The following is a 22,400-nucleotide window of genomic DNA, read 5'->3' as shown; positions in this document are numbered from 1 at the left end:
AGCCCGTCCGCTGCGGCACGCGTTCCTGGCGCTCGTGACGACTCGGACGAGCTCAGCGTGGCTCCTCCTGCTTCGCGGCCGGGACACGGGCCGCCGGCACCCCCGCCCGGTCGAGCAGGGCCCTCATCTCCGCTACGGGCAGCGCGGGGTTGGCGGCTGCCACGACGTCCAGGTCCGGGTCGTCGAGCAGTTCGAGCAGTCTCGGTACGGGAAGTCTGGGATCGTAGGCCGCCGCTTGGCGCACGATCAGGTCTGCGTCCCGGCTGAGCCGCTCGACCAGGGACGCCGAGGCGTCCGGGTCGCGCAGGGCGAGGGCTCGTTCGCGGGGATTCTCCGCGTCGGCGCAGCGGGCGGCGAGCCCGGCCGAGGGGAATTGCGGCCGGGTGACGAGCATGGCGACGGCTCGGTGTGTGCCGTGCAGATACAGGTCGTACAGCAGCTCCGGCGGTGCCTTCGGATGCCACTCGGCGAGCAGCAGTCGTACGGCGAAATCCTCGTCCTCGGCCAGGAGTCGCACGCAGTCCTCGGGCAGGTGCGCGCAGAGCGCGGCGGTGCGCCGCAGCCAGGTGTGGGCCGAGTGCGCGCAGCGGCGCAGCAGTTCCTCGTCCTCGCGTGAGCGCCACACCCACTGCAAGACGTCCAGTCGGTCTTCGGGCGCCACTGTCCAGTCGATAGCGGCACGCTGATCATCCGTCAGTTCAGGTCGTGCGGAGACCGCGAGCCGTACCCGTGGATCCTCGTGGGCTGCCAGCCGGGCCGCGAAGTCCGCGGGGAACGTCGGGTTGAGGGCGAGCCGGGCCAGCTGGTTGCCGTCGGCCATCAGGCGTTCGGCCAACTCCCGGGTGAGCAGACCGGATTCGAGCACATCACCGAGCTGCCACTGGTCCGTGAGCGCCTCGACGAGCCAGGCGGTTCGCTCGGCGTCCTCGTGCATGACGTGCAGCGCTGCGGCCTGGCGGACCCGGCGGTCCGGGTCGTCGAGCAGGCCGGCCCGTACGGCGTCGCCGAGTTCGGCCCACACCCGGCGGCACGCGGCCAGCCGGAACAACGGGTCCTCGTGCGTGGCCAGCGGCACCAGGACGTGCGGGGGGACGTGGGCGGACATGACAGTCTCGTGCCGGACGACGTCCCGCTCGTGGCTCAGCAGCCGCTCGTACGCCTTGTCCGGCAGTGGTTCGACGGTCGCACGGTAGGGGAACGGGCCGCAGGCGACGAGGATGGCGTCCGAGTCCGGGCCGTCCAGGAGCCTGGCCCGCAGTGCGGGGTCGGCGACCCAGCTGTCGGCCAGAGCGGAACGCACCCGGCGGTCGGGGTGGGTGACCAGGGCCTCCCCCACCTCGGCCGGCAGCGACTTGCGCCAGACGAGCCGGGTGACGATGTCCCAGTCGTGCTCGGGCGGCACGATGCGAAGAAGAACGTCGGCGGGTGCGGACGGATTGGCGGCCAGTCCCGGCACCGCGTCGCGTGCGGTCATGGAATCCCCCTTGCCAAGAAGTGGGACGCCCCAGGAAGGGTGCGGCCCGACTTCATGATCGCAGGCGCGCAGTACCGTCAGGTGCGTTCCCGATAGGCGCGGTCCAGCGCCGCCAGTGCCTCATCGATGCTCGTCGTGCCCGCGAAAAGGGCCTTGATCTGGGCGAAGTGGGTCTGCTGCACTTCGGAGTTGGGCCAGCGCTGGTCCATGAATGGGACGGTGGTGCCGGCTTTCTGGCGTTCGGCGACTTCCTCGACGGCGGGGTCGACGGTGAAGGAGGCGTTGGGAATGGCGGGCAGGGTGGCTCCGGAGCGGTTGTACAGGTTCTGGCCTTCTTCCGATCCGAGGAAATCGACGAAGGTGAGCGCGGCCTCTCGGTGCGGGCTGTCGGCGTTGAGCCCGTAGGCGGCTGACACGGCTCCGGGCATCCGGGTTTCCTCGGGGTCGTCGGTGGCCGGTAGCGCGGTCATGCGCAGATCGAGGTCGGGATCGGCGGCCCGGAGCACGGAGAGTGTGCTGGCGACCTGCACCACGCCCACCGCCCGGCCGTCCACGACCTGGTCCAGGGCGTCCTCGTAGGAGGTGTTGAGTGGCTCGGGGCTGAAGCAGCCGTGGTCCTTCATCGTCAGGTACTTCTCCAGCGCGGTCCGCCACCCGGACTCGGCGAAGGTCCGCTTGCGTTCGGCCATCTGCTCGTCGAAGTCCGGCTCTTCCTCATACACGCTGGTCGCGACCAGGGCGTAGGCGATGAGCTGGGTCACCCAGGGGGTGGCGTTGCCCAGGGCGAACAGCGTCTTGCCATGTGCGCGTGCGGTGCCGCACAGGTCGATCAGCTCGCTCCAGGTGGTGGGGACGGAACCGCCGATCTCGTCCAGCGTGCGCTCGGAGTAGATCGCGCCGATCGCGCTGAAGCTCATCGGCACCGCGTAGGTGATGCCCAGCACCTCGGTCACCGGCCTGACGCCTTCCGGCATCGCCCGGTTGAAGGTGCGCAGGCTGACTTCCTCCAGGACGTTGTCGCGTTCGAGTGCCGTGACGGAGGCCGGGTTGCCGCTGCCCGGCCAGACGGTGAAGACATCCGGCCCCTTGCCTTCTCTGAGCCTGGCGGGCAGTTCCCGTTGCAGGGTGTTGGTGTCGGCGAAGGTCACGCTGACCTGAATGTCGGGGTTCTGCCGCTGGAAGGCCGTGACGACGCTGTTGACGGAGGACTTGTCGGTGACGTTGGCCAGGACGGTGATCTCCGTGATCCGCCCCTCGGATGCGTCGAGGAGGGAACAACCGGCCAGCAGCGCGGATGCGCAACTGAGGGCGACTGCTGAGCGGGCATGGCGCGGGGTGACAGGCACGGGCGGGCTCCGGAGGACAAGGTGCGGCTCACCGTCGGGGGCGGGCCGGCGGGTGCAGGGGTGGTGCGCTCACGCCCCGGCTGTGGGGGGCGTGAGCGGAGGGGCTGAAGCGGGGTCAGCTGATGGTCAGGGCCCGCTGCGTGGTCAGACTGCGGGATGAGCGTGCGGTCGCGATGGTGTAGCGGCCGGGCACGAGCGTCCAGGTGCCCGACTGCCAGACGGTGAGGTCCTGCGCGGGGATGGTGAGGGTGAGCCGCTTGGAACCCGATGCGGGGAGGGTGACCTTCTGGAAGGCGACGAGGCGACGCGGTTCGGCCTGCGCCGCTGCCGGAAGGGTGGCGTACACCTGGACGACGTCGGTGCCCTGGCGTCGGCCGGTGTTGGTGACCGTGACGCTGAGCGTGATGCGCTGGGCCGCCGGGTCGTAGGCGGCTTCGACGGAGCCGTGGGCGAAGGTGGTGTAGGACTGCCCGTGGCCGAAGGGGAAGCGGGGTTGCTGGCCCTTGGCGTCGTAGTAGCGGTATCCGACGGCGATGCCCTCGTCGTAGGAGACGGTCCCGTTCGTGCCGGGGTAGGTGGCCGTCGTGGTGCCCGGTCCCTGTCCGGCGTCGGCGGGGAAGGTGACGGGCAGGCGGCCGCCGGGATCGGCGTCGCCGAAGAGGACGGCGGCGAGGGCGGTGCCCATGCCGCGGCCTCCGTACCAGGCCTGGATCACGGCTTCCACGTCGTCGAGCCAGGGGGTGGCGACGGGGCCGTCGGTGTTCAGGACGACGATCGTACGGGGGTTGGCGGCGGCCACGGCGGAGATGAGCCGGTTCTGGTCGCCGGGAAGGTCGAGGCGCTCGTGGTCCATCGCTTCACCGGCGACCCGGTTGACGACGACGACCGCGGCGTCGGCCGCGCGGGCTGAGGCCACCGCGGCGGGGATGAGTGAGTCGGGCTGCCAGCCGAGGGTGAGGCCGCAGGTGCCGGATTCCGCGGTGGCGTTGGTGTAGGTCAGCTCCACGGTGACGGGCCGGCCGGCGGTCAGTTCCGCGGTGCCCTGGAGGGGATAGTCGTAGGGGCCGAGGAAGAAGCGGCGCATCTGGCGGGTGCCGGAGACGACCGTGCTGCCGTTGATCTTGAGTGTGGTGGTTCCGGCGGGCAGCAGGGAGAAGCGGTGCAGGCCCGTGGTGTTCGGGGTGAGGGTGCCGGTCCACTTCGCGGACCAGACGCCGGGCAGGCCGTCGACGGGGGCGGCCGTGAAGTCGACGGTCGCGTCGGTGCGGGTGGCGAGGGGTGTGCCGGTGGGGTCGGCGCCCGCGTAGTAGGTGCCGGTCAGGCCGGTCGTGCCGGTGCTGGTGCGCAGGACTGCGGCGGGGATGGTGGTGAGGGGGACGTCACCCTTGGTGCCTTGTGCGTGGGTGACCTTGACCGAGGCGCCCGCGCGGGCGCGGATCGCTGCCAGCGGGGTGGTCCAGGTGCCGGGGTCGACGTAGGTGGATCCGGAGACGCCGGGCAGGACGTCGGTGCCGGCGGGGCCGATGACGGCCAGCGACTTCAGCGACGCGGGCAGGGGCAGCGCGGCGGAGCGGTTGTGGAGCAGCACGGTGGAGGCGACGGCGGCTTCGTGGGCGAGGCTTTGGTGGTCATCGGTGCTGACGTCGTCGGCCGGGTGCGGCACGGGGTGGTCGAAGAGACCGGCTGCGAACATCGTGAGGAGGATGCGGCGGGCGGCGTCGTCGAGACGGGTGGCGGGTATCGCGCCGCCGGTGAGGGCGCCCGCGGGGATTTTTACGGCGCCGGGTCCGAGGCCGGCGAGGTCCATGCCTGCGCGGGCGGCGGCGACCTGGTCGGCGCCTGCCCAGAAGTCCGGCACGGTGTAGCCCTCGAGGCCGATCCGGTTCTTCAAGTCGTCGAACAGGGCGGGGTGTTCGGTGGCGAAGGTGCCGTTGATCCTGGGGTAGGCCATCATCACGGAGGTGGCCGGCGCGGCGGCGACGACGCGTCGGAACGGCGCCTGGTAGATCTCGTGCAGGGCACGGTCGGAGACCTTGGTGTCGGTGAAGAAGCGGTTGGTCTCCTGGGTGTAGGCGGCGAAGTGCTTGACGGTTGCCGCCACGTGGTGGCTCTGCATGCCGACGGTGAGGGCAGCGCCGAGGCGGCCGGCCAGCAGCGGGTCCTCCCCCATGGCTTCGGCCTGGCGGCCGAAGTGCCAGGTGCGGGTGAGGTCGACGGTGGGACCGAGGAGGTTGTTGTAGCCCTTGCCGCGGCCTTCGGCGCCGATGGCGCGACCGATGCGAGCTGCCAGGTCCTCGTCGAAGGACGCGGCCTGAGCGACCGGCACGGGGAAGGCGGTGACGCCCTGTTCGCCCCGCAACCCGGCCGAGGCGTCGGCCATGGCGAGCGCAGGAATGCCCAGGTGGGCGACGGCTGCGAAGTCGCAGCGGATCAGGGCCTCCTTCTCGGCGGGCGACATGCGGGCGAGCAGGGCGTCTGCTCGCTGCCGCGGGGTGGTGCCCGAGGCGGCGCTCGCCTCGTCGCGCATCGCCGGGGCCATGCTCATGGCCAGGGCGGTGAAGGTGGCGGCCGAGAGGAAGGTACGTCTGTTCACAGCGGCTCTCCGGACGGACGGGGCGGCAGCCCAAGGGGCAGTCGCGGGGTGGGGAGGGGGGCCGGCCGAGGGGTCAGGTTCACGGCCGGCCCCAGCATGGGGGAATTGCCGCTGCTTTCGAAAACAGCCGCCGCCGCGTCCCACGGCGAGCGAATGCGAGCACGCAATTCAATGTGCAATAAAGCTAGGGTCTGTTTTCAGCCGGGTCAACCCATCAGCAGCATCTTCCTTATCAACCGGCCCTGACCAGCGTCTACTAATCCTGCGACTTTGAAATCGCACACTGAAAATTCAATTGAAAGCCACGGCGAACGGCTCACCATTGAGGCCGTGAATGACTGGCATCCATACGATGGATAAACGAACGCCGACGCATTTCCTCCAGGAGGAAATGCGTCGGGCTTTTCATCTATCTGCAGTCGCGTCTGTCAGGCGGCTCCGGCAGTCGCCTGCGCCGAGTCGAGGACGTGCCTGCCCGCTCCCAGCGAAACCGGCGGGCAGCCGGGCAGCTCGGCCGTCGCCCGGCAGCCGTCGGGGACTTCGATCCGCGCGATCAGTCCCGTTCCGGTGGCCTCCCATGCCAGTGAGGCTGTTCCGTACGGCGTTTCGTGCCGGGTGCGGGCCCAGGTGATGCCTCCGCCCGGTCGTGGCCGGAACACGATCTCGCGGTAGCCGGGAGCCTCGGCGGTGATGCCGCCGACGGTGCGGTGCAGCCAGTCGGCGACCGCGCCGAGGGCGTAGTGGTTGAAGGAGGTCATGCCGCCGGGGTTGAGCGTGCCGTCGGGGCGCATGCTGTCCCAGCGCTCCCAGATGGTCGTGGCGCCCATCGTCACGGGATACAGCCAGGAGGGGCACTCGGTCTGGGTCAACAGACGGTAGGCGACCTCCAGATGGCCGGTGCCGGTCAACGCGTCGCAGATCAGTGGCGTGCCGACGAAGCCGGTGGCGATCCGGGCGTCGTCGGCGAGGACCAGCTGGGCCAGGCGGTCGCCGGCCTGCCGCCGTTGCTGTGGGGTGAGCAGTCCGAAGACCAGGGCGAGTGCGTAGGCGGTGGAACTGTCACTGGTCATCCGGCCGGAGTCGGTGACGTACCGGCGGCGGAAGGCGTCGGCGACCTCGTCGGCCAGCGCCGCGTACCGCTCGGCGTCCCGGCCCTCCCTCAACTCGGCTGCCGCCAGGGCGAGATGGCGGGCCGAGTGGGCGAAGTAGGCGGTGGCGACGAGGTAGCGGTCGGTACGGCCGGCCCCCGGGTCGTCCGGCGGTGCCGCCGGGTCCAGCCAGTCCCCCAGCTGGAAGCCGGTGTCCCACAGCCTGCTGGGACCGGCGAGGCGCTCCACCAGGTCCACCCATGCCGTGGCCATGGGGTAGTGGCGGCGCAGCAGCTCGATGTCGCCGAAGCGCTGGTAGAGCGTCCAGGGGGTGAGGGTGGCCACGTCTCCCCAGGCGGCGCCGGGCTGGATCGGCGTCCACGTCGGTTCTCCCGGGATGACCGGGACGTACCAGGGGATCGTGCCGTCGGGCAGTTGCTCCAGGCCGACGTCGGTGAGCCAGGAGTCCAGCATGCCCGCGCAGTCGTACAGGAAGGCCGCGGTGGGGGCGAAGACCTGGATGTCGCCGGTCCAGCCGAGGCGTTCGTCGCGCTGGGGGCAGTCGGTCGGGATGTCGACGAAGTTGCCGCGCATGCTCCACACGACGTTCTCGTGCAGGCGGTTGATCATCGGGTCGCTGCATTCGAACCACCCGGTGCGGTGCATGTCGGTGTGGTAGACGCGGGCCGTCACATCGTGCGGTGCGAGCCGGCCGGGCCAGCCGGTGATCTCGGCGTAGCGGAAGCCGTGGAGGGTGAAGCGAGGCTCCCAGGTCAGCGGGCCACCTCCGGAGAGGATCACGTGGTCGGTGGCGTGCGCCTCCCGGAGCGGCCTGGTGGCCAGTTCGCCGTTCTGCAGGACTTCGGCGTGCCGGAGCGTGATCCGCGTACCCATGGGGCCGTCGACGGTCAGACGGAGCCGTCCGACCAGGTTCTGCCCGAAGTCCAGCAGGTGGCGGCCGTCGTCGAGCCTGGTGACGGCGACCGGGAGGACTTCCTGGGTGCAGCGCACCGGCGGGCCCGAGGGCGCGACGAGGGTGGCGGGGTCCCGTTCGGTGACGCGTACCGGCCCCCAGTCGCCGGACCCGGCATGGCCCGGAGCGGACCAACCGGGATCGTCGAGCCGTGCGTCGTAGGTCTCCCCCTCATAGAGGCCGCTGGTCAGGATGGGGCTGGGCGCGGCGGTCCAGGTTCCGTCGGTGGCGAGGACCATGGTGGTGCCGTCGTCGTAGGTGATCTCCAGTTGGGCGAGGAGGGACTGGTCGGTGCCGTAGATGTTGCGGGTGCCGCCGTCGAAGCCGTACTTGCCGCGGTACCAGCCGTCCCCGAGCCACGCGCCGATGGTGTTGGCGCCCTCGGTGAGGTGGCCGGTGACGTCGTGGGTGCGGTAGCGCAGGCGGTGCGGGTAGACCGTCCAGCCCGGGGCGAGCGCTTCGTCGCCGACCCGTCGGCCGTTGATCTCCGCCTCGTACAGGCCGTGGGCCGATACGTACAGTCGAGCGCGTGAGACCGGCCGCTCCAGGCGGAAGTCCCTGCGGATGCGGGCGGGTCGGCGGGTGGCGTCGGGGTCTTCGTCCCAGCCCGCCCGGACGGGCACCGCCTGCCAGTCGGCGGGGTCGAGGAGCCCGGCCTCGACGATCGCGGGCTCGCTCCAGGCCGAGGGCTCGGCGTCGCCCGGGGACCAGACGCGGACGCGGACGGCGACCCGTTCACGTGAGGTCAGCGGCTCGACCGGCCAGGCGACGAGTACCTGGTCCGGCCCTGGCACGCGGCCGGTGCGCCGGGTCGTACCGCCGTCGCGGACGAGTTCGAGTTCGTAGGCCTCCTGGATGCCGCAGCCTGGCGGCAGTCGCCACGTCAGGCGGGGTGCGGGGACGCCGATGCCTAGGCCGTCCGGGAGGTGTTCGAAGGACACCGGGGAGGGCTGAGGGAGGTGCAAGTGGAACCTTTCGCTGCGGGCGCGGGAGGGGTCGGCGAGGTGGCGGGCCGGGGTCAGCCCTTGACCGCTCCCGAGGTGAGGCCCTTCATGACCTTCTGGTTGAGGAACAGGTAGATCAGCAGGGTGCCGAAGACGTTGATGCAGATGGTGGCGAACAGCGGGCCGTACTGGGTGGCGCCGAAGTCGCCGGTGAAGTTGAGCAGGCCGACCTGGATGGTGCGCAGGTCCTGGTCGTTGGTGAAGGTCAGCGCGATCAGCAGGTCGTTCCAGATGAAGAAGAACTGCACCAGCCCGACGGTGAGCAGGGCGTTGCGGACGAGGGGGACGCTGATGGTCCAGAAGGCGCGCAGGATGCCGGCGCCGTCGATCGTGGCCGCCTCGAACAGCTCCCGGGGGACGGTGCGGTAGTAGGTGGCCATCATGAAGACGGTCAGGGGCAGGCCGGTGCCGGTGTAGGTGAGGATCAGCGGCCACAGGGTGCCGGACAGACCGGTCTGGAAGTAGACCGTGAACAGCGGCAGCAGGATCATCTGGGGCGGCACCATCATGCCCGCGAGGAAGACCAGCAGGGTGAGGCTGCGGCCCTTCCACACCATGATCTGCAGGGCGAAGCCCGCCGCGGTGCCCAGCAGCAGCATCAAGGCCAGGGCGGGGATCACGGCCAGCAGGCTGTTCTGCACGTACAGGCCGATGTGCCCGGTCGTCCACGCCTCGGTGTAGTTGCCCCATTCCCAGGTGGTGGGCAGGCTCCAGGTGGAGTTGTTGAGGTAGTCGTCGTTGGACTTCAGCGAGGTCAGCAGCATCCAGAGCAGCGGGTAGATCTCGACGACCAGGAGCAGGCCGACGACGGCTTTCACCCACAGCCGGCTGCCCCGGCGCGGTCGCCTGGTACGGCGATCGCGCGCGGCCGGCTTGCGGCCCGGGCGGCTCGCGGAGGTCTTCGCAAGGGTGTTGATGGCCATGGCGGTCAGCCCTCCGTGAGGTCGCGCCGCGACACGCGGTAGACGACCAGGCTCACCAGCAGGCACACCACGGTCAGCAGCAGCGCGATGGTGCTGCCGTAGCCGTAGTCGCTGTAGGTGAACGACGTCTGGAACATGTACAGGGTCAGCGGGGTGGTGCCGTTGCCGGGTCCGCCGTTGGTGAGGGCCACGATCGAGTCGAAGACCTTCAGGGTGCCGTTGATGCTGAAGATCAGCGACGACATGAGCACCGGCAGGGACAGCGGCAGCACGATGTGGCGGATCAGCCTCAGGCCGGTGGCACCGTCCAGCCGGGCGGACTCCAGGACCTCGTCGGGGATGTCGACGAGACCGGCGAAGAGCAGGACGGCGTAGAAGCCCATCGAGCGCCAGATGTCCATCACGATCAGCACCCAGAAGGCGCTGCCGGCGCTGCCGAAGAAGTCGACCGAGTCCAGCCCCACCGCGTTCAGCAGCGAGTTGACCGGTCCGGTCTGCGGGGCGACCTGGAAGAGCTTCTGGAAGAGCAGGCCGACCGCGACGGTGGGCAGGACCACGGGGAAGAACACCAGGGTGCGGATCAGCGCCGAGGCCCGCTTGAGGAAGAACACGTACAGCAGGGCCAGCAGGTAGCCGGCGACGACCTGCCCGGCGGTGACGATCACGGCGTATTTCAGGGTGAACCACAGGGCGTCCCGGACGGCCGGGTCGTCCAGCAGCCGGGAGAAGTTGGCGACGCCGTTGCCGGTGAAGCCGTCGATGGTGTTGCCCTGGGTGAAGGAGTACCCGAGCGACCACACCATCGGGACCAGCATGATCAGTGAGTAGACGAGGAGGGCGGGACCGAGCAGGAGCGCGACGGCCCTGCGGTCACCGAGTACGCGGTGCATGGATGGGGTCCACTTCGTTTGCGTTGAACAGACCTGCCGGGGCAGATGCCTCTGGTGGGCCCTGCCGGGCGGGACCGGGGGCGGCTCACGCGCGGCGCGGGGTGGGCCAGGTGGCCGGTGGCCGCGCCCGGCCGATCACTGCGCGGGCCAGGTGGCCGGTAGCCGCGCCCGGTCCACCACTGCGCGGGCCCGGTGGCCGGTGGCCGCCCCCGGCCGGTCACTGGGCGGCCAGCGCGTCCTGGACCGTCTTCATGAAGTCCTGCGGGCTCATGCTGCCGCCGACGAGGCTCGCGGCGTTGGTCTGGCTGACGGTGGTGGCCTTGGTGCTGAACAGGGCCTCGAACCACAGCACGTTGCGCTCGGAGGCGCTGATGGTGTCGCGGACCTGGGTGGTGACCGCGTTGGCGTCCTTCACCTCGTCGTTGACCTTGAAGCCGGAGATGGAGCCGTGGTCCTTGAGCGCGGTGCTGCCGTAGTTCCGCGCGATGCAGGAGACCCAGTCCCCCGTCTTGGCGTCGAAGGACTTGGCGCCCAGGGTGATGCCGAGTCCGACGTTGGAGGGGTACTGGTCGATCGAGCCCTTGCCGTCGGCGACGGCGGGGAACGGCATGAAGCCGACGGTGTCGGCGCCGATCTTGTTCTGCTGTTCGTCGGAGATGTTCGCCAGCGCCCAGCTGCCCATGTAGAACATGGCGGCCTTGCCGGTCAGGAACTGGTTCATCGCGGTGTCGTAGTCGATGGAGCCGACGCCCTTGCCGAAGTAGCCCTTCGCGCCGAGCTCGGCGACCTCCTCGGCGGCCTTGACGTACTCGGGGTCGGTCAGCTTCGCGGTGCCGTCGGCCACCTTCTCCAGCGCGTCGGGGCCGAGGCTGCGGTAGAGGTAGCCGCTGATCAGGCGGGTTATGGGCCAGCCCTGCTGGCCGGACGCGGAGAACGGCTGGACGCCCTTGGCCTCCAGCTTCGCTGCGGCGGACTGCAGTTCCTGCCAGGTGCCGGGGACCTTCAGGCCGTGCTTTTCGAAGAGCTGCTTGTTGTAGAAGATCCCCTCGATGTTGTACTCGTACGGCAGCACCCGCAGTTCGCCGCCGTACAGCGCCTTGATGGTGGAGACGGCGGCCGGCTCCAGCTGGTCCAGGACGCCCAGGCTCTTCAGCTTGGCCTCCAGGTCGGCGACCTTGCCCGACTTGGCCAGCTGCTGGGTGAGCGCGGGGGCGTTGCCCGCAGCGAACTGCACCGGCAGCGCGTTCTGTCCGGCCAGCAGCTGCAGCTTCTGGTCCAGGCTCGCCTGCGGGACGGTCTCCACCTTCAGCGGCAGGGCGCTGTTCGCCGTCTTGCACGCTCCCTTCGACAGCGTCGTCAGCGCGGTCTTGACGGTGGTGTTCTCGGTGACGCTGAGGTAGCTGAACTCCTCCGGCGCGGCCGAAGCGCCGCCGCCGGTGCCCCCGCACGCGGTGGCCAGGAGGGTGAGGGAGGCGGTGGCGGCGGTGAGCAGGCTCAGTCGCGTACGGCGGGCGGGTGGCATGGGGAAGGACACGGAAGACTCCCAGGGTTCTGGCGGGAAGGCATGCGGCGGGGAAACGGCGCCATGGCGAGCGGCAGGCTCGGCGGCGGAGAGAGAATTTGTAGAACGTTCTCTACGTCGAGTGGGCAACACCCTGCATCCCTCCGGGGTCGCCGTCAAGACACAGCGCTGTAACGGAGCAGTGATGCAGTGGACGACTTGACGACACCCCAGGGTGAGCGTGTAGACCGTTACACCTAGGCCGACAAGAAGCGGAGCGTGGACGATGGAGCGGGCCGAGGAGCCTCGACGCAGCAAACGCCTGACCATCACGGATGTCGCCCGGCACGCCGGTGTGTCCGTCGCCGCCGTCTCCAAGGTGCTGCGCAACGCCTACGGCGTCAGCCCGGCCATGCGGGAGAAGGTCCAGGCGGCGATCGCCGAGTTGGGCTACCGCCCGCACGCCGCGGCACGGGGGATGCGCGGGCGGACGTACACGATCGGTGTGCTGCTGGACAACGTCCGCAACGCGTTCTTCGCGGACATCCTCGACGGCATCCGCGACGAACTCCGCCACAGCGAGTACACCGTGCTCATCGGCGCGGCCGGCTTCGATCCCGACGAACAGGCCAAGACTGTCCGCGCCCTGGTGGACCGTCAGATGGACGGGCTGATCCTCATCGCACCGGGCACCGCACGCGACGAGGTGCTGGCCACGGCGGCCTCGACGCCCACCGTCGTCATCGGCCACCATGACGCCGACGACACCCACGACTCGGTCGTGGACGCCGACGACGTCGGCGCCGGCCTGGTCGTGGACCACCTGGTGGAGCTCGGCCACCGCCACATCGCTCTGGTCTCCGCCCAGGGAACCAAGGCCAACCGCTGGAAACGTCCACCCGAGACCGTGCTGACCGAGGGCTACCTCGCCGCGATGCGGCGCCACGGCCTGGCCGAGTACGCCCGGGTCCACCAGGCCGCCTACTCCGACGAAGGCGGCTTCAAAGCCGGCATGACCCTGCTGACGGCCGAACAGCGGCCGACCGCCGTCATGACCGGCGCCGACGTCGCCGCCCTGGGCATCTACCGTGCCGCCCATGAACTGGGCCTGCGCATCCCGGAGGACCTGTCCCTCGTCGGCTACAACAACACCGCCCTCGCCGCGCTCGCCCCCGTTCAGCTGAGCAGCGTCGACCAGGCCGGGCACACCATGGGCTCCTCCGCCGCCCGGATGCTCATCGAGCGGGTGGAGGGCCGGCGGGACAGAGCCATGCGGACCACGATGACGCCGCGCCTCGTCGTGCGCGCCAGCACCGCCGCGCCGCTGGTCCGTTAGCCCATGGAACGACAGATGCCCGGTGTGTCCGCCGCCCGTCGCACCCGCGTGGGCCTCGCCGCCCCGTCGGGTCCCGACCGCGGCCGGTCCCGGGTCCCCCGCATCGGCATCAAGGACGTGGCGCGCGAGGCCGGGGTGTCTCTCGGCACCGTCTCCAACGTGCTCAACCGCCCGGAGATCGTGGCCGAGACCACCCGGTCGCGGGTGCTCGCGGTGATCGACTCGCTGGGCTATGTCCGCGCCGAGGGCGCCCGCCCCTTGCGCGGCTGGACCTCCCGCGTCCTCGCCGTCCTGGTCCACGACCTCGCCAACCCCTTCTTCGCCGCGCTCGCCTGCGGCGTCGAACAGGCCGCCCAGGAAGCAGACTTGGGCGTCATGGTCTGCACCGGAACCCATGAACCCGCCCAGGCGGCACGGCACCTGTCGCTGATCACCTCGCACCAGGTCCGCGGCGCGGTCCTCACCTCCGCCCAGGGCGCGGGACGCACCGCGGCAGCCTTCCGCCGCAACGCCGTCCCCTACGTCATGGCCGACCAGAACGCCCCACAGCCCGGCACCTGCTCCGTCGGGATCGACGACACTGCGGGAGGCCATGCGGCGGTCCGCCATCTCGTCGAGCGCGGGCACCGCTCCCTCGTCTACGTCAGCGGCCCCGACCGCCTCCAGCAGATCCGGGACCGCCGCGCGGGAGCCCTCGCCGCCCTGGCCGAGGCGGGCGTCGCGGCGACAGCGCTGCGGGAGCTGCCCTCCCCGGCCCTCACCGTCCACGCCGGCCGGGACGCCGGGCACCGCATCCTCGGCCTGCCTGACCGCCCGACGGCCGTGTTCTGCGCCAACGACCTGCTGGCCCTGGGCGTGCTGCAGGCGCTGTACGAGGCCGGCCTGCGGGTGCCGGACGACATCGCGGTCATCGGCTACGACGACATCGACTTCGCCGCGTCCGCCGTGGTGCCGTTGACCTCGGTGCGACGGCCGGCCACCGCGATGGGGCGGCAGGCCGGCCGCCTGCTCATCGAGGACACGGCACCGCACGGCAGCGCCCACGAGCACGTCCACGTCGTTCTCCGGCCCGAACTGGTCGTACGCCGGTCCACCATGGCGGCGGCCACGCCTCGCCCCTGAGGTCCCTGCCGGCGGGACGGACACCGGCAGGGAACCGAGGGGCCGGGCCTTCCGGCTCAGTGGCCCCGTGCGATCCATGCCTGAAGGTGCGGCGCCTCGGCGCCGATGGTGGTGTCCGGGCCGTGCCCGGTGCGGACCACGGTGGCGGGCGGCAGCACCAGCAGGCGGTCGCGGATCGAGCGGATGATGGTGGGGAAGTGCGAGTAGGACCGTCCGGTCGCTCCCGGGCCGCCCGCGAACAGGGTGTCGCCGGTGAAGAGGGTCCCTGAATCGGCGAGGTGGAGGCAGATGGCTCCCGGAGTGTGTCCGGGCGTGTGGAGGACGCGCAGGTGTGTGCCGGCGACGTCGATGCGCTGTTGGTCGGAGAGGTACCCGTCGGGGTCGCGGTCGGGGTGGGTGTGCTTCCACAGCAGCCGGTCGTCCAGGTGGAGCAGGACGGGCGCGCCGGTGGCGGCGGCGAGCGCCGGGGCGGCGTTGACGTGGTCGTTGTGGGCGTGGGTGCACACAATGGCCGTGAGCCTGCGGTCGCCTACAGCCTCGGCGATGGCGTCGGCGTCGTGGGCGGCGTCGATCACCACCACTTCGTGATCGTCACCCACGATCCAGACGTTGTTGTCCACCTCCCAGCGACCGCCGTCCAGCGTGAAGTCGCCCGAGGTGACGAGCCGTTCGATGCGCAGCCCTGCCATCAGAGGATCACCACCGAACGCAGGACGTCGCCCTTGTGCATGCGGGCGAAGGCGTCCTCAACCTCGTCCAGGGCGATTGTCTCGCTCACGAAGGCGTCCAGGTCCAGGCGGCCCTGGAGGTAGAGGTCGATGAGCAGGGGGAAGTCACGGGAGGGCAGGCAGTCGCCGTACCAGGAGGACTTCAGCGCCCCGCCCCGGCCGAAGACGTCCAGCAGCGGCAGCTCCAGTCGCATCTCCGGCGTGGGCACGCCGACCAGGACGACGGTGCCGGCCAGGTCGCGGGCGTAGAACGCCTGCCGGTACGTCTCAGGGCGTCCCACGGCCTCGATCACGACGTCGGCGCCGAACCCTCCGGTGAGGTCACGAACAGCTTCGACCGGATCCGCCGTACGGGAGTTGACCGTGTGCGTCGCGCCCAGGGCCTTGGCGGTGGTCAGCTTGCGATCGTCGATGTCTACGGCGATGACCTTCGCCGCGCCCGCCAGCCGCGCGCCCATCACGGCCGCATCGCCCACCCCACCGCAACCGATGACGGCCACGGTGTCGCCCCTGCCGACTCCTCCGGTGTTGATCGCCGCGCCGATACCCGCCATCACCCCGCAGCCGAGCAGGCCCGCGGCGGCGGGAGAGGCGGCCGGGTCGACCTTGGTGCACTGCCCTGCGGCGACGAGCGTCTTCTCGGCGAAGGCGCCGATGCCCAGGGCCGGTGAGAGCTCGGTGCCGTCGGTGAGGGTCATCCTCTGCCGCGCGTTATGGGTGTCGAAGCAGTACTGCGGGCGCCCGCGGCTGCAGGCGCGACAACGGCCGCACACGGCACGCCAGTTCAGGACGACGAAGTCACCCGGGGCCACATCGGTCACGCCGTCGCCGACCTGCTCGACCACACCCGCCGCCTCGTGGCCGAGGAGGAAGGGGAAGTCGTCGTTGATGCCGCCGTCGCGGTAGTGCAGGTCGGTGTGGCAGACGCCGCACGCCTGCACGGTCACCACCGCCTCACCCGGGCCGGGGTCGGGTACGACGACCGTCTCGACGCGTACCGGTTCGCCCTTGGCGCGGGCGACAACACCGCGTACGTACTGGGGCATGGAGTCAGGTCCTTTCGATGGAGGGAAGGGTGCCGGGGTTCCCGAGGTCAGCTCGCCGTCCGGATGCGCACCGGAAGCGAGGCCCAGGAGCGCAGGGTGTTGTTGAGGTGTCGCCTCGGCTCGCCGACGAGTTCGAGGTGTCCGGCGCGGCGGGCGAGGGCGGTGAGCAGGGCCTCGGCCTCCAGACGCGCCACATGCTGGCCGACGCACTGGTGGATGCCCATGCCGAAACCGACATGTCCCGAGGGGTCACGGGTGAGGTCGAAGCGGTCGGGGTCCGGCCAGCGCTCCGGGTCCCGGTTGGCGGCACCGAGGAACATGAGGATCTTGCCGCCCTCCGGGATGCGGGTCCCGGCGATGTCGACGTCGCTGGTGGCGGTGCGGAAGAACGTCTGCACCGGTGACTGCCAGCGCACCGCCTCGTCGAAGGCCACCCGCGCCAACTCCGGGCGGGCGCGCAGCCGCTGCCACTCCTCAGGGTGGGTGGCGAGGGCGTACAGCGCGGCGGCCAGTCCGTGCACGGTGGTGTCGACGCCGGCGGTGAGCAGCGAGCGGACCACGAGGGGCGCCTGGGCGTGGGTGAGGTCACCGCGGTCGGCGGCGGCCCAGATCCGGGCACCGAAGCCGTCCTCGCTCAGTGCCTCGCGGGCGCACTGGGCGTTCACCCATGCCGACAGCTCCCCTACGCGGTGCGCGTCGGCCTGGACCAGGGCGTTGCGGGGCCCGAAGGCGTTGAAGGCCATGTTGCCGTAGGGCAGCAGGTTCTCCCGTCCGTGCGGGCCGAGACCGACGGCGTGGGGGAAGACCCGCAAGGGGAAGGCTTTCGCCAGGAACTCGAAGGCGTCGAACTCCCTTCCCTGCTCGGCCAGTACCGTCTCGACGAGTTCTTCCGCGGCGCTCTGCCACTGCTCGCGCAGTCGGCGCAGAGCGAGGGGGGCGAGGATCTCGCGCAATACTCGGCGCGGGGCGTCGTGGTGGGGCGGGTCGGCCTCCAGCAGCAGGCTCGGTGGGCGCCACGGCTTGTCGTGGCGGAAGTTGGCCAGACCGACTCCGGCGCCGGACTGGAAGGCCTGCCAGTCGACGAGGGCGGCGTGCACTTCCTGGTAGCGGGGCAGGGCGTACACGTCGTCGTAGCAGGACAGGCGGACGACGGGGCCGGCCTCGCGCAACTGCCGGTGCAGGGGCTCGGGTTGTGCCAGGTGCTCAGTGGCGAAGGGGTCTGCGTCGCTGATCGGTGTCGGCGCGGGTACGGCTGCTTTCTCGGTCATGGCGGCTCCATGAAAGGCGGCTCGGGACAGGGAGACTCAGGGCGTAGGGGCTCAAGGCCCAGGGGCTGACGGCTCAGGGGCTCAGGGCGCGTCAGGCTGAGTCGCCGGGGTTCAGCAGAGGGAAACTTGGACGAGTGAGGACGGGCTGCCGCGGTCTCGGGGCACACGTGTGCCGGTCGCGGATGCTTCAGAGGTCCAGGACCAGGCGGTCGGAGTGGGCGCGGGACACGCAGGGCAGCATGCAGTCGCCTGCCGCGCGTTCGTGGTCGGCCAGCACCGAGTCCCGGTGGTCGGGGGTTCCCTCCAGCACCGGGACGAGACAGGTACCGCAGGTTCCCTGCTCGCAGGAGGACAGCACCTCGGCGCCGGCCCGGCGCACGGCGTGCAGCACGGAGAGGTCCGGGGTGACGGTCACCGTCGTTCCGGTGCGCCGCAGTTCCACCTCGAACGGGGTCCGGCGCACGGGCTCGGACCGGTCGGCGGCGCTGAACCGTTCGGTACGGAGACTGTGGTCGGGCCACGGCGCGCAGGCCTCCTGGACGGCGGCCAGGAGCGGAGCCGGCCCGCAGCAGTACACCTTCATGCCGGGGAACGGCTCGCCGAGCCACGCGGCCAGGTCCGGCAAGCCGTACTCGTCCTGGGGGTGGAGGTGCACACGGTCGCCGTACATGTGCGTGAGGTCCGCGCGGAACGCCATGGAGGCGCGGGTACGGCCTCCGTAGAGCAACTGCCAGTTAGCGCCGACCAGTTCGGCCTGCTGGATCATCGGCAGCAGCGGGGTGATCCCGATGCCGCCCGCGATGAACAGGTAGCGGTCGGCCGGAGCGAGCGGGAAGTGGTTGTGCGTCCCGCCGACACCCACCCGGTCACCGGGCGTCAGCCGGTCGTGCACGTAGGCCGATCCCCCGCGTCCGGCGGGCTCGCGCAGGACGGCGATGCGGTAGGTGTACGGGTCCCACCGGTCGCCGCACAGGGAGTACTGCCGGGTGGTCCCGTTCGGCAGCACGAGATCGAGGTGTGCCCCCGGTGTCCAGTCCGGCAGCCGAGCGCCGTCGGGGTGGTCGAGGGTCAGGGACACGACGCCGTCCGCGACGGCGTCCTTGGCGCGGACCCGCAAGGAGAGGGTGGGGGTGGGCCGGAGAGTCGCGGGCAGCAGGTTGTGTGCGACCACGTTGTCGCCTCCCGTCTGTGGAATGCAGGCAGGATGCGCGTGGCCGCCGCCACGGGGCGACGGGATTCTCACTGAGTGAGAGAGGAACTTCGCGCTGCTGCCACGCCCCGTCACATACCGGTCCCTGCCTGCCCGGTGGGCGCGCCGAGCGCGCGAGACACGCCTCGCGCGGCCGTGCGCACCACGGGAACGACCGCCTGCGCGCCCGCGTCGTTGGGGACGATGACCGACAGTGCCGCCACCACCTGGCCGCCCGCGCCCCGCACTGGAGCGGCCACGCCGAGCGCTTCCTCGTGGACGTAGCCGGGGCAGTAGGCGTACCCCTGCTGCCGGACGTCGGCCAAGCAGGCGCGCAGCCGGGTGGGCGTGGCCGGGGTGGCCGGCGTGAAGGCGGTGAGCGGGCCGGTGAGCAGTCGTTCCTTGAGGTCCGCCGGGGAGTGGGCGAGGAGCACCAGGCCGCTGGAGGAGGCGTACAGGGGCAGCCGCCCGGCGATACGGGTGTAGTTGATCACCGCGTTCGGCGCCGAGAGGCGTTCGAGGAACAGCACCTCGTCGCCGTCGAGGACGCCCAGCTGCACATGGTGGCCCACCACGTCGTGCACGCCCTCCATGAACGGCATCGCCGCGTCGCGCAGGGACAGCGCGGGCGAGGCCCGTACGGCCAGCTCCCACAGCCGGACACCGATGCGCACCCTGCGATCGCCGTCCCGGGCCAGGAAGCCGTGGGCGACCAGCTCGGCCACGAGCCGGGAGGCCGTGGCCACGTGCAGTCCCGTGCGGCGCGCGATCTCGGAGACGGTCAGCGCCGGCTCATCCTGGCTGAACGCCTCGAGAATCCGGGCGGCACGGGAGAGGACCGACTCCTGGTGAGGTGCCTTCATCGGGTCACTCCTCGCCCGCGCGGGGCAGTCGGGCCCCGACCCGCGCCGCCGTCTCGCGCAGCCAGATGTGGGCCGCGTCATGGGTGTGCACCGGGTGCCACCACAGCGCTTCCCGCAGCGGCACCGCCTCGTACGGCGGCTCCAGCACCCGCACCTCGGCGATGGGCGTGAGCATCCGTGCAAGCCGTGCCTGGATGAGGGCGATGCGCCGGGTGCCGGCGATCATCAGGGGCAGGAGCTGGAAGCCGTCGACGGAGACCTCCACGCGCGGTTCGATGCCCAGCATGCCCAGTTGCCGCACAGCGGGGGCGTCGTAGGTGCGCTGGTACGTCACCCATGGCAGCTGGGCCAGGTCGCGCTGGGTGAGCTGGTCCTCGATGCCGGGGTGGTCGCGCGACACGATGAACACCCAGCGGTCGTCGTACAGGTCGGTGGAGGGGAAGTCGCTGATCACGCCGTGCGGCATGAGCAGGCCGTCGGTGGCACTCAGCAGGGTCGCGGTGTCGTCGACGACGGTCGGCGGGGTCTGGGTGAAGCGGAGCCGGATGCCGGGGGCCTCTTCGTGCACCACGCGGGCGAGTTCGGCGCCGAACACGGCGACGGCGTAGTCGGAGGCCACCAGCCGGAACTCGCGGGTCTCCCTGGCCGGGTCGAAGTCGGCCTGGCTGGAGAAGAGGCGTTCCAGGACGTCGTAGGCGGTGGAGGTGCGGTCCAGGAGCACCTGGCCGAGCGCGGTCAGCTCGTAGTGGCCGCCGACGCGGGCGAGCAGGTCGTCGTCGAAGTGGCGGCGCAGCCGGGCCAGGGCCGCGCTCATCGCGGGCTGGCTCAGCCCCACCCGCTGTCCGGCCCGGGTGACGTTCCGCTCCTCCAGCAGGGCGCGCAGGGCGACGACGAGGTTGAGATCGAGGCTGGCCAGGTTCACGGGTCGGTCCCTTGTCGTGAGGGCGGTCATCAACGCGGTGGATGCCGATCATCCACAGAATCGATTTCCCTGATTGCGCGCGGCGGGTCCAGATTAGTCGCACCGCAATCAGGAGGACATGTCCGTGAAACCCGAACCCGCGTCCGCGCTCTTCGCCGGACCGTTCGCCCTCGCCACCCTCTCCGCCCCGGACGGGCCGCGGTTCCCCGCCCTCGTCACCCCGGACGGCCAGGCTCTGGACCTGCGGGACGCCTTCGGCGACGACCGGCTGACCGTGCGGGAACTGCTGGACGACTGGGAGAGCGCCCTGCCTCGGCTGCGCGCCCTGGCCACCGACACCGGCCCGGCCCGCACAGCCGTCGCGGAACTGCGCGTGCACGCGCCGGTGGCACCGCGCCAGGTGTTCCAGTCGGGCGCCAACTACCGCCAGCACGTCATCGACCTGCATGTGGCCCACCGCGCCCCCGACGACGACCGGCCGGAGAGCGAACGGCGCGCGGAGGCCGCCGAGATCATGGACCGGCGCGCCGCCGAGGACCTGCCGTACGTCTTCATCGGCCTGCCCACCGCGATCACCGGCCCATACGACGACGTCGTCCTGCCCTCCTGGGCGCAGCAGCCGGACTGGGAGCTGGAGTTGGCGGTCGTGATCGGCAAGCCGGCCTACCAGGTGCCGGTGCAGGACGCGCCGGGGTACATCGCCGGATACACCATCGCCAACGACCTCACCGACCGGACCACCGTGTTCCGCCGGGACATGCCGCAGATCGGCACCGACTGGCTGCGCAGCAAGAACGCGCCCGGCTTCACCCCGCTCGGCCCGTGGATCGTGCCGGCCGAGTCGATCGCCGACCCGGACGACCTGCGCGTGACGCTGAAGCTCAACGACGAGACCATGCAGGACGAGTCCACCCAGGACATGATCTTCAAGGTCGCGCGCATGGTGTCGTACGCCTCCCAGACCGCGCGCCTGCTCCCCGGTGACCTGGTGCTGACCGGCAGCCCGGCCGGCAACGGCATGCACTGGGGACGGCTGCTGCGGGACGGCGACGTCATGGAGGGCACGGTCACCGGTCTCGGCGTCCAGCGCACCCGTTGTGTCGCGGAGGGCGCCGCGTGAACCGCCAGGACCCCGAGGGCGCGATCGCCGAGGCCGCAGGGGCGTACCGCAACTGGGGACGCTGGGGCGAGGACGACCGGCTCGGCACCCTCAACTTCCTGGACGAGGGCAAGCGCCGTGCGGGCGCGGCCCTGGTGCGACGGGGCGTCAGCTTCTCGCTGTCGCAGGCGTTCGACATGAACGGCCCGCAGAAGGGCTGGCGGCGGCGCACCAACCCGGTGCACACCATGCTGGACACCGGCACCGACGCCGCTCTTGGCATCCAGGGTTTCCCACACGGTATCGGCGGCGCCGACGACGTGATCGCGATGCCGCTGCAGTGCTCCACCCAGTGGGACGGGCTCGGCCACATCTTCGACCACGGCAAGGCGTGGAACGGGCGGGCCGCCGAGAAGGTCGTCACCTCCGACGGCGACGCCGTCACCGGCATCGAGCACATGGCACCCCACGTCGCGGGGCGGGGCGTCCTGCTGGACGTCGGCCGGGTGCTCCGCGCCGACGGGGAGCTGCCGGACGGGTTCGCCATCACGGAGGAGCACCTGACGGCGACGGCCGAGGCGCACGGGGTCGCCGTGGGCCGCGGCGACATCGTGCTGGTCCGCACCGGGCAGCTGGCCCGCGCACGCCGCGAGGGCTGGGGCGACTACGCCGGCGGCCCCGCGCCGGGGCTGTCGTTCACCACGGCCGGCTGGCTGCACTCGACCGAGATCGCCGCGATCGCCACGGACACCTGGGGCTTCGAGGTCCGCCCGAACGAGTTCGACCACGCCTTCCAGCCGCTGCACCAGGTCGCCATCCCCAACATCGGGCTGCTGATCGGCGAGATGTGGGACCTGGAGGCGCTGGCCGAGGACTGCGCGGCGGACCGCGTGTACGAGTTCTGGCTCACCGCCGCGCCCTTGCCCATCACCGGTGCGGTCGGCTCCCCCGTCAATCCGATCGCCGTCAAGTAGCACACAGCGATCGGTTCCCCCGTCATGCGATCGCCGTCAAGTAGCACACGGAACAGGGAGT

The 22,400-nt window shown here is 71.0% G+C and carries 17 protein-coding genes; 4 read left to right on the top strand and 13 right to left on the bottom strand.

Features of this window, described 5'->3' with window-relative positions; genetic code table 11:
• Positions 1-52: 52 nt before the first annotated feature.
• The 7 genes from AC068Z_RS07840 to AC068Z_RS07810 form a co-directional block, all read right to left on the bottom strand.
• A complete protein-coding gene (locus tag AC068Z_RS07840) occupies positions 53-1,474 on the bottom strand; it encodes a hypothetical protein (protein ID WP_478553367.1) in 1,422 nt (473 codons plus the stop codon).
• Positions 1,475-1,551: 77 nt separating this feature from the next.
• Entirely contained in the window at positions 1,552-2,820 is a 1,269-nt protein-coding gene (locus AC068Z_RS07835) for an ABC transporter substrate-binding protein (RefSeq protein ID WP_478553365.1), read from the bottom strand.
• 115 nt (positions 2,821-2,935) lie between these two features.
• On the bottom strand, positions 2,936-5,413 hold the full coding sequence (locus AC068Z_RS07830; RefSeq protein WP_478553363.1) for a glycoside hydrolase family 3 protein: 2,478 nt from the start codon (positions 5,411-5,413) through the stop codon (positions 2,936-2,938).
• Positions 5,414-5,841: 428 nt separating this feature from the next.
• The gene (locus tag AC068Z_RS07825; RefSeq protein ID WP_478553361.1) at positions 5,842-8,415 is read right to left on the bottom strand and encodes a family 78 glycoside hydrolase catalytic domain; all 2,574 of its coding nucleotides are present in this window, start codon (positions 8,413-8,415) and stop codon (positions 5,842-5,844) included.
• A gap of 77 nt (positions 8,416-8,492) precedes the next feature.
• Positions 8,493-9,401 (bottom strand): carbohydrate ABC transporter permease, encoded by a 909-nt coding sequence (locus AC068Z_RS07820; RefSeq protein ID WP_478553359.1) that lies wholly within the window; start codon positions 9,399-9,401, stop codon positions 8,493-8,495.
• 5 nt (positions 9,402-9,406) lie between these two features.
• Positions 9,407-10,291 carry a carbohydrate ABC transporter permease gene (locus tag AC068Z_RS07815; RefSeq protein WP_478553357.1) on the bottom strand — a complete coding sequence of 295 codons (885 nt, stop codon included), beginning with the start codon at positions 10,289-10,291 and terminating at the stop codon, positions 9,407-9,409.
• A 217-nt stretch (positions 10,292-10,508) separates the two neighbouring features.
• Positions 10,509-11,825 (bottom strand): ABC transporter substrate-binding protein, encoded by a 1,317-nt coding sequence (locus AC068Z_RS07810; RefSeq protein ID WP_478553355.1) that lies wholly within the window; start codon positions 11,823-11,825, stop codon positions 10,509-10,511.
• Positions 11,826-12,078: 253 nt separating this feature from the next.
• On the opposite strand from AC068Z_RS07810, the gene AC068Z_RS07805 reads away from it, so the two are divergent.
• Together AC068Z_RS07805 and AC068Z_RS07800 are read left to right on the top strand one after the other, a co-directional pair.
• Entirely contained in the window at positions 12,079-13,128 is a 1,050-nt protein-coding gene (locus AC068Z_RS07805) for a LacI family DNA-binding transcriptional regulator (RefSeq protein WP_478553354.1), read from the top strand.
• A gap of 15 nt (positions 13,129-13,143) precedes the next feature.
• Complete coding sequence (locus AC068Z_RS07800; protein ID WP_478553352.1) at positions 13,144-14,250, top strand: LacI family DNA-binding transcriptional regulator; 1,107 nt, start codon at positions 13,144-13,146, stop codon at positions 14,248-14,250.
• 56 nt (positions 14,251-14,306) lie between these two features.
• On the opposite strand, the gene AC068Z_RS07795 is transcribed toward AC068Z_RS07800, so the two are convergent.
• From AC068Z_RS07795 to AC068Z_RS07770, 6 genes are all read right to left on the bottom strand, one after another.
• Positions 14,307-14,939: an MBL fold metallo-hydrolase gene (locus AC068Z_RS07795; protein ID WP_478553351.1), complete on the bottom strand. Its 633-nt coding sequence runs from the start codon at positions 14,937-14,939 to the stop codon at positions 14,307-14,309.
• On the bottom strand, positions 14,939-16,024 hold the full coding sequence (locus AC068Z_RS07790; RefSeq protein WP_478553349.1) for an S-(hydroxymethyl)mycothiol dehydrogenase: 1,086 nt from the start codon (positions 16,022-16,024) through the stop codon (positions 14,939-14,941). Before AC068Z_RS07790 ends, AC068Z_RS07795 begins: the two co-directional genes overlap by 1 nt.
• A 47-nt stretch (positions 16,025-16,071) precedes the next feature.
• The gene (locus AC068Z_RS07785; protein WP_478553348.1) at positions 16,072-17,292 is read right to left on the bottom strand and encodes a cytochrome P450; all 1,221 of its coding nucleotides are present in this window, start codon (positions 17,290-17,292) and stop codon (positions 16,072-16,074) included.
• 187 nt (positions 17,293-17,479) lie between these two features.
• Positions 17,480-18,463, bottom strand: a complete 984-nt coding sequence (locus tag AC068Z_RS07780; RefSeq protein WP_478553346.1) for a PDR/VanB family oxidoreductase — start codon at positions 18,461-18,463, stop codon at positions 17,480-17,482.
• 110 nt (positions 18,464-18,573) lie between these two features.
• Positions 18,574-19,344, bottom strand: coding sequence for an IclR family transcriptional regulator (locus AC068Z_RS07775; RefSeq protein ID WP_478553344.1), 771 nt, complete (start codon positions 19,342-19,344; stop codon positions 18,574-18,576).
• Between the two features lie 4 nt (positions 19,345-19,348).
• On the bottom strand, positions 19,349-20,266 hold the full coding sequence (locus tag AC068Z_RS07770; RefSeq protein WP_478553342.1) for a LysR family transcriptional regulator: 918 nt from the start codon (positions 20,264-20,266) through the stop codon (positions 19,349-19,351).
• Between the two features lie 118 nt (positions 20,267-20,384).
• Between AC068Z_RS07770 and AC068Z_RS07765 the strand changes: the two genes are divergently transcribed.
• Both AC068Z_RS07765 and AC068Z_RS07760 read left to right on the top strand, forming a co-directional pair.
• Positions 20,385-21,386, top strand: a complete 1,002-nt coding sequence (locus AC068Z_RS07765) for a fumarylacetoacetate hydrolase family protein (RefSeq protein WP_478553340.1) — start codon at positions 20,385-20,387, stop codon at positions 21,384-21,386.
• On the top strand, positions 21,383-22,339 hold the full coding sequence (locus AC068Z_RS07760) for a cyclase family protein (RefSeq protein ID WP_478553338.1): 957 nt from the start codon (positions 21,383-21,385) through the stop codon (positions 22,337-22,339). Before AC068Z_RS07765 ends, AC068Z_RS07760 begins: the two co-directional genes overlap by 4 nt.
• Positions 22,340-22,400: the final 61 nt, after the last annotated feature.

The organism is Streptomyces sp. NPDC043726, assembly GCF_056436565.1.
Note: the sequence above shows the minus strand (reverse complement) of the source record. Positions and strands in the feature narration are given on the sequence as shown.

Bases quoted from the DNA above. Each gene is read 5' to 3' on its own strand.
- AC068Z_RS07765 (WP_478553340.1), top strand. From the start codon at position 20,385: ATGTCCGTGAAACCCGAACCCGCGTCCGCGCTCTTCGCCGGACCGTTC.
- AC068Z_RS07800 (WP_478553352.1), top strand. From the start codon at position 13,144: ATGCCCGGTGTGTCCGCCGCCCGTCGCACCCGCGTGGGCCTCGCCGCC.
- AC068Z_RS07775 (WP_478553344.1), bottom strand. From the start codon at position 19,344: ATGAAGGCACCTCACCAGGAGTCGGTCCTCTCCCGTGCCGCCCGGATT.
- AC068Z_RS07840 (WP_478553367.1), bottom strand. From the start codon at position 1,474: ATGACCGCACGCGACGCGGTGCCGGGACTGGCCGCCAATCCGTCCGCA.
- AC068Z_RS07790 (WP_478553349.1), bottom strand. From the start codon at position 16,024: ATGCCCCAGTACGTACGCGGTGTTGTCGCCCGCGCCAAGGGCGAACCG.
- AC068Z_RS07815 (WP_478553357.1), bottom strand. From the start codon at position 10,291: ATGCACCGCGTACTCGGTGACCGCAGGGCCGTCGCGCTCCTGCTCGGT.
- AC068Z_RS07820 (WP_478553359.1), bottom strand. From the start codon at position 9,401: ATGGCCATCAACACCCTTGCGAAGACCTCCGCGAGCCGCCCGGGCCGC.
- AC068Z_RS07785 (WP_478553348.1), bottom strand. From the start codon at position 17,292: ATGACCGAGAAAGCAGCCGTACCCGCGCCGACACCGATCAGCGACGCA.
- AC068Z_RS07805 (WP_478553354.1), top strand. From the start codon at position 12,079: ATGGAGCGGGCCGAGGAGCCTCGACGCAGCAAACGCCTGACCATCACG.
- AC068Z_RS07795 (WP_478553351.1), bottom strand. From the start codon at position 14,939: ATGGCAGGGCTGCGCATCGAACGGCTCGTCACCTCGGGCGACTTCACG.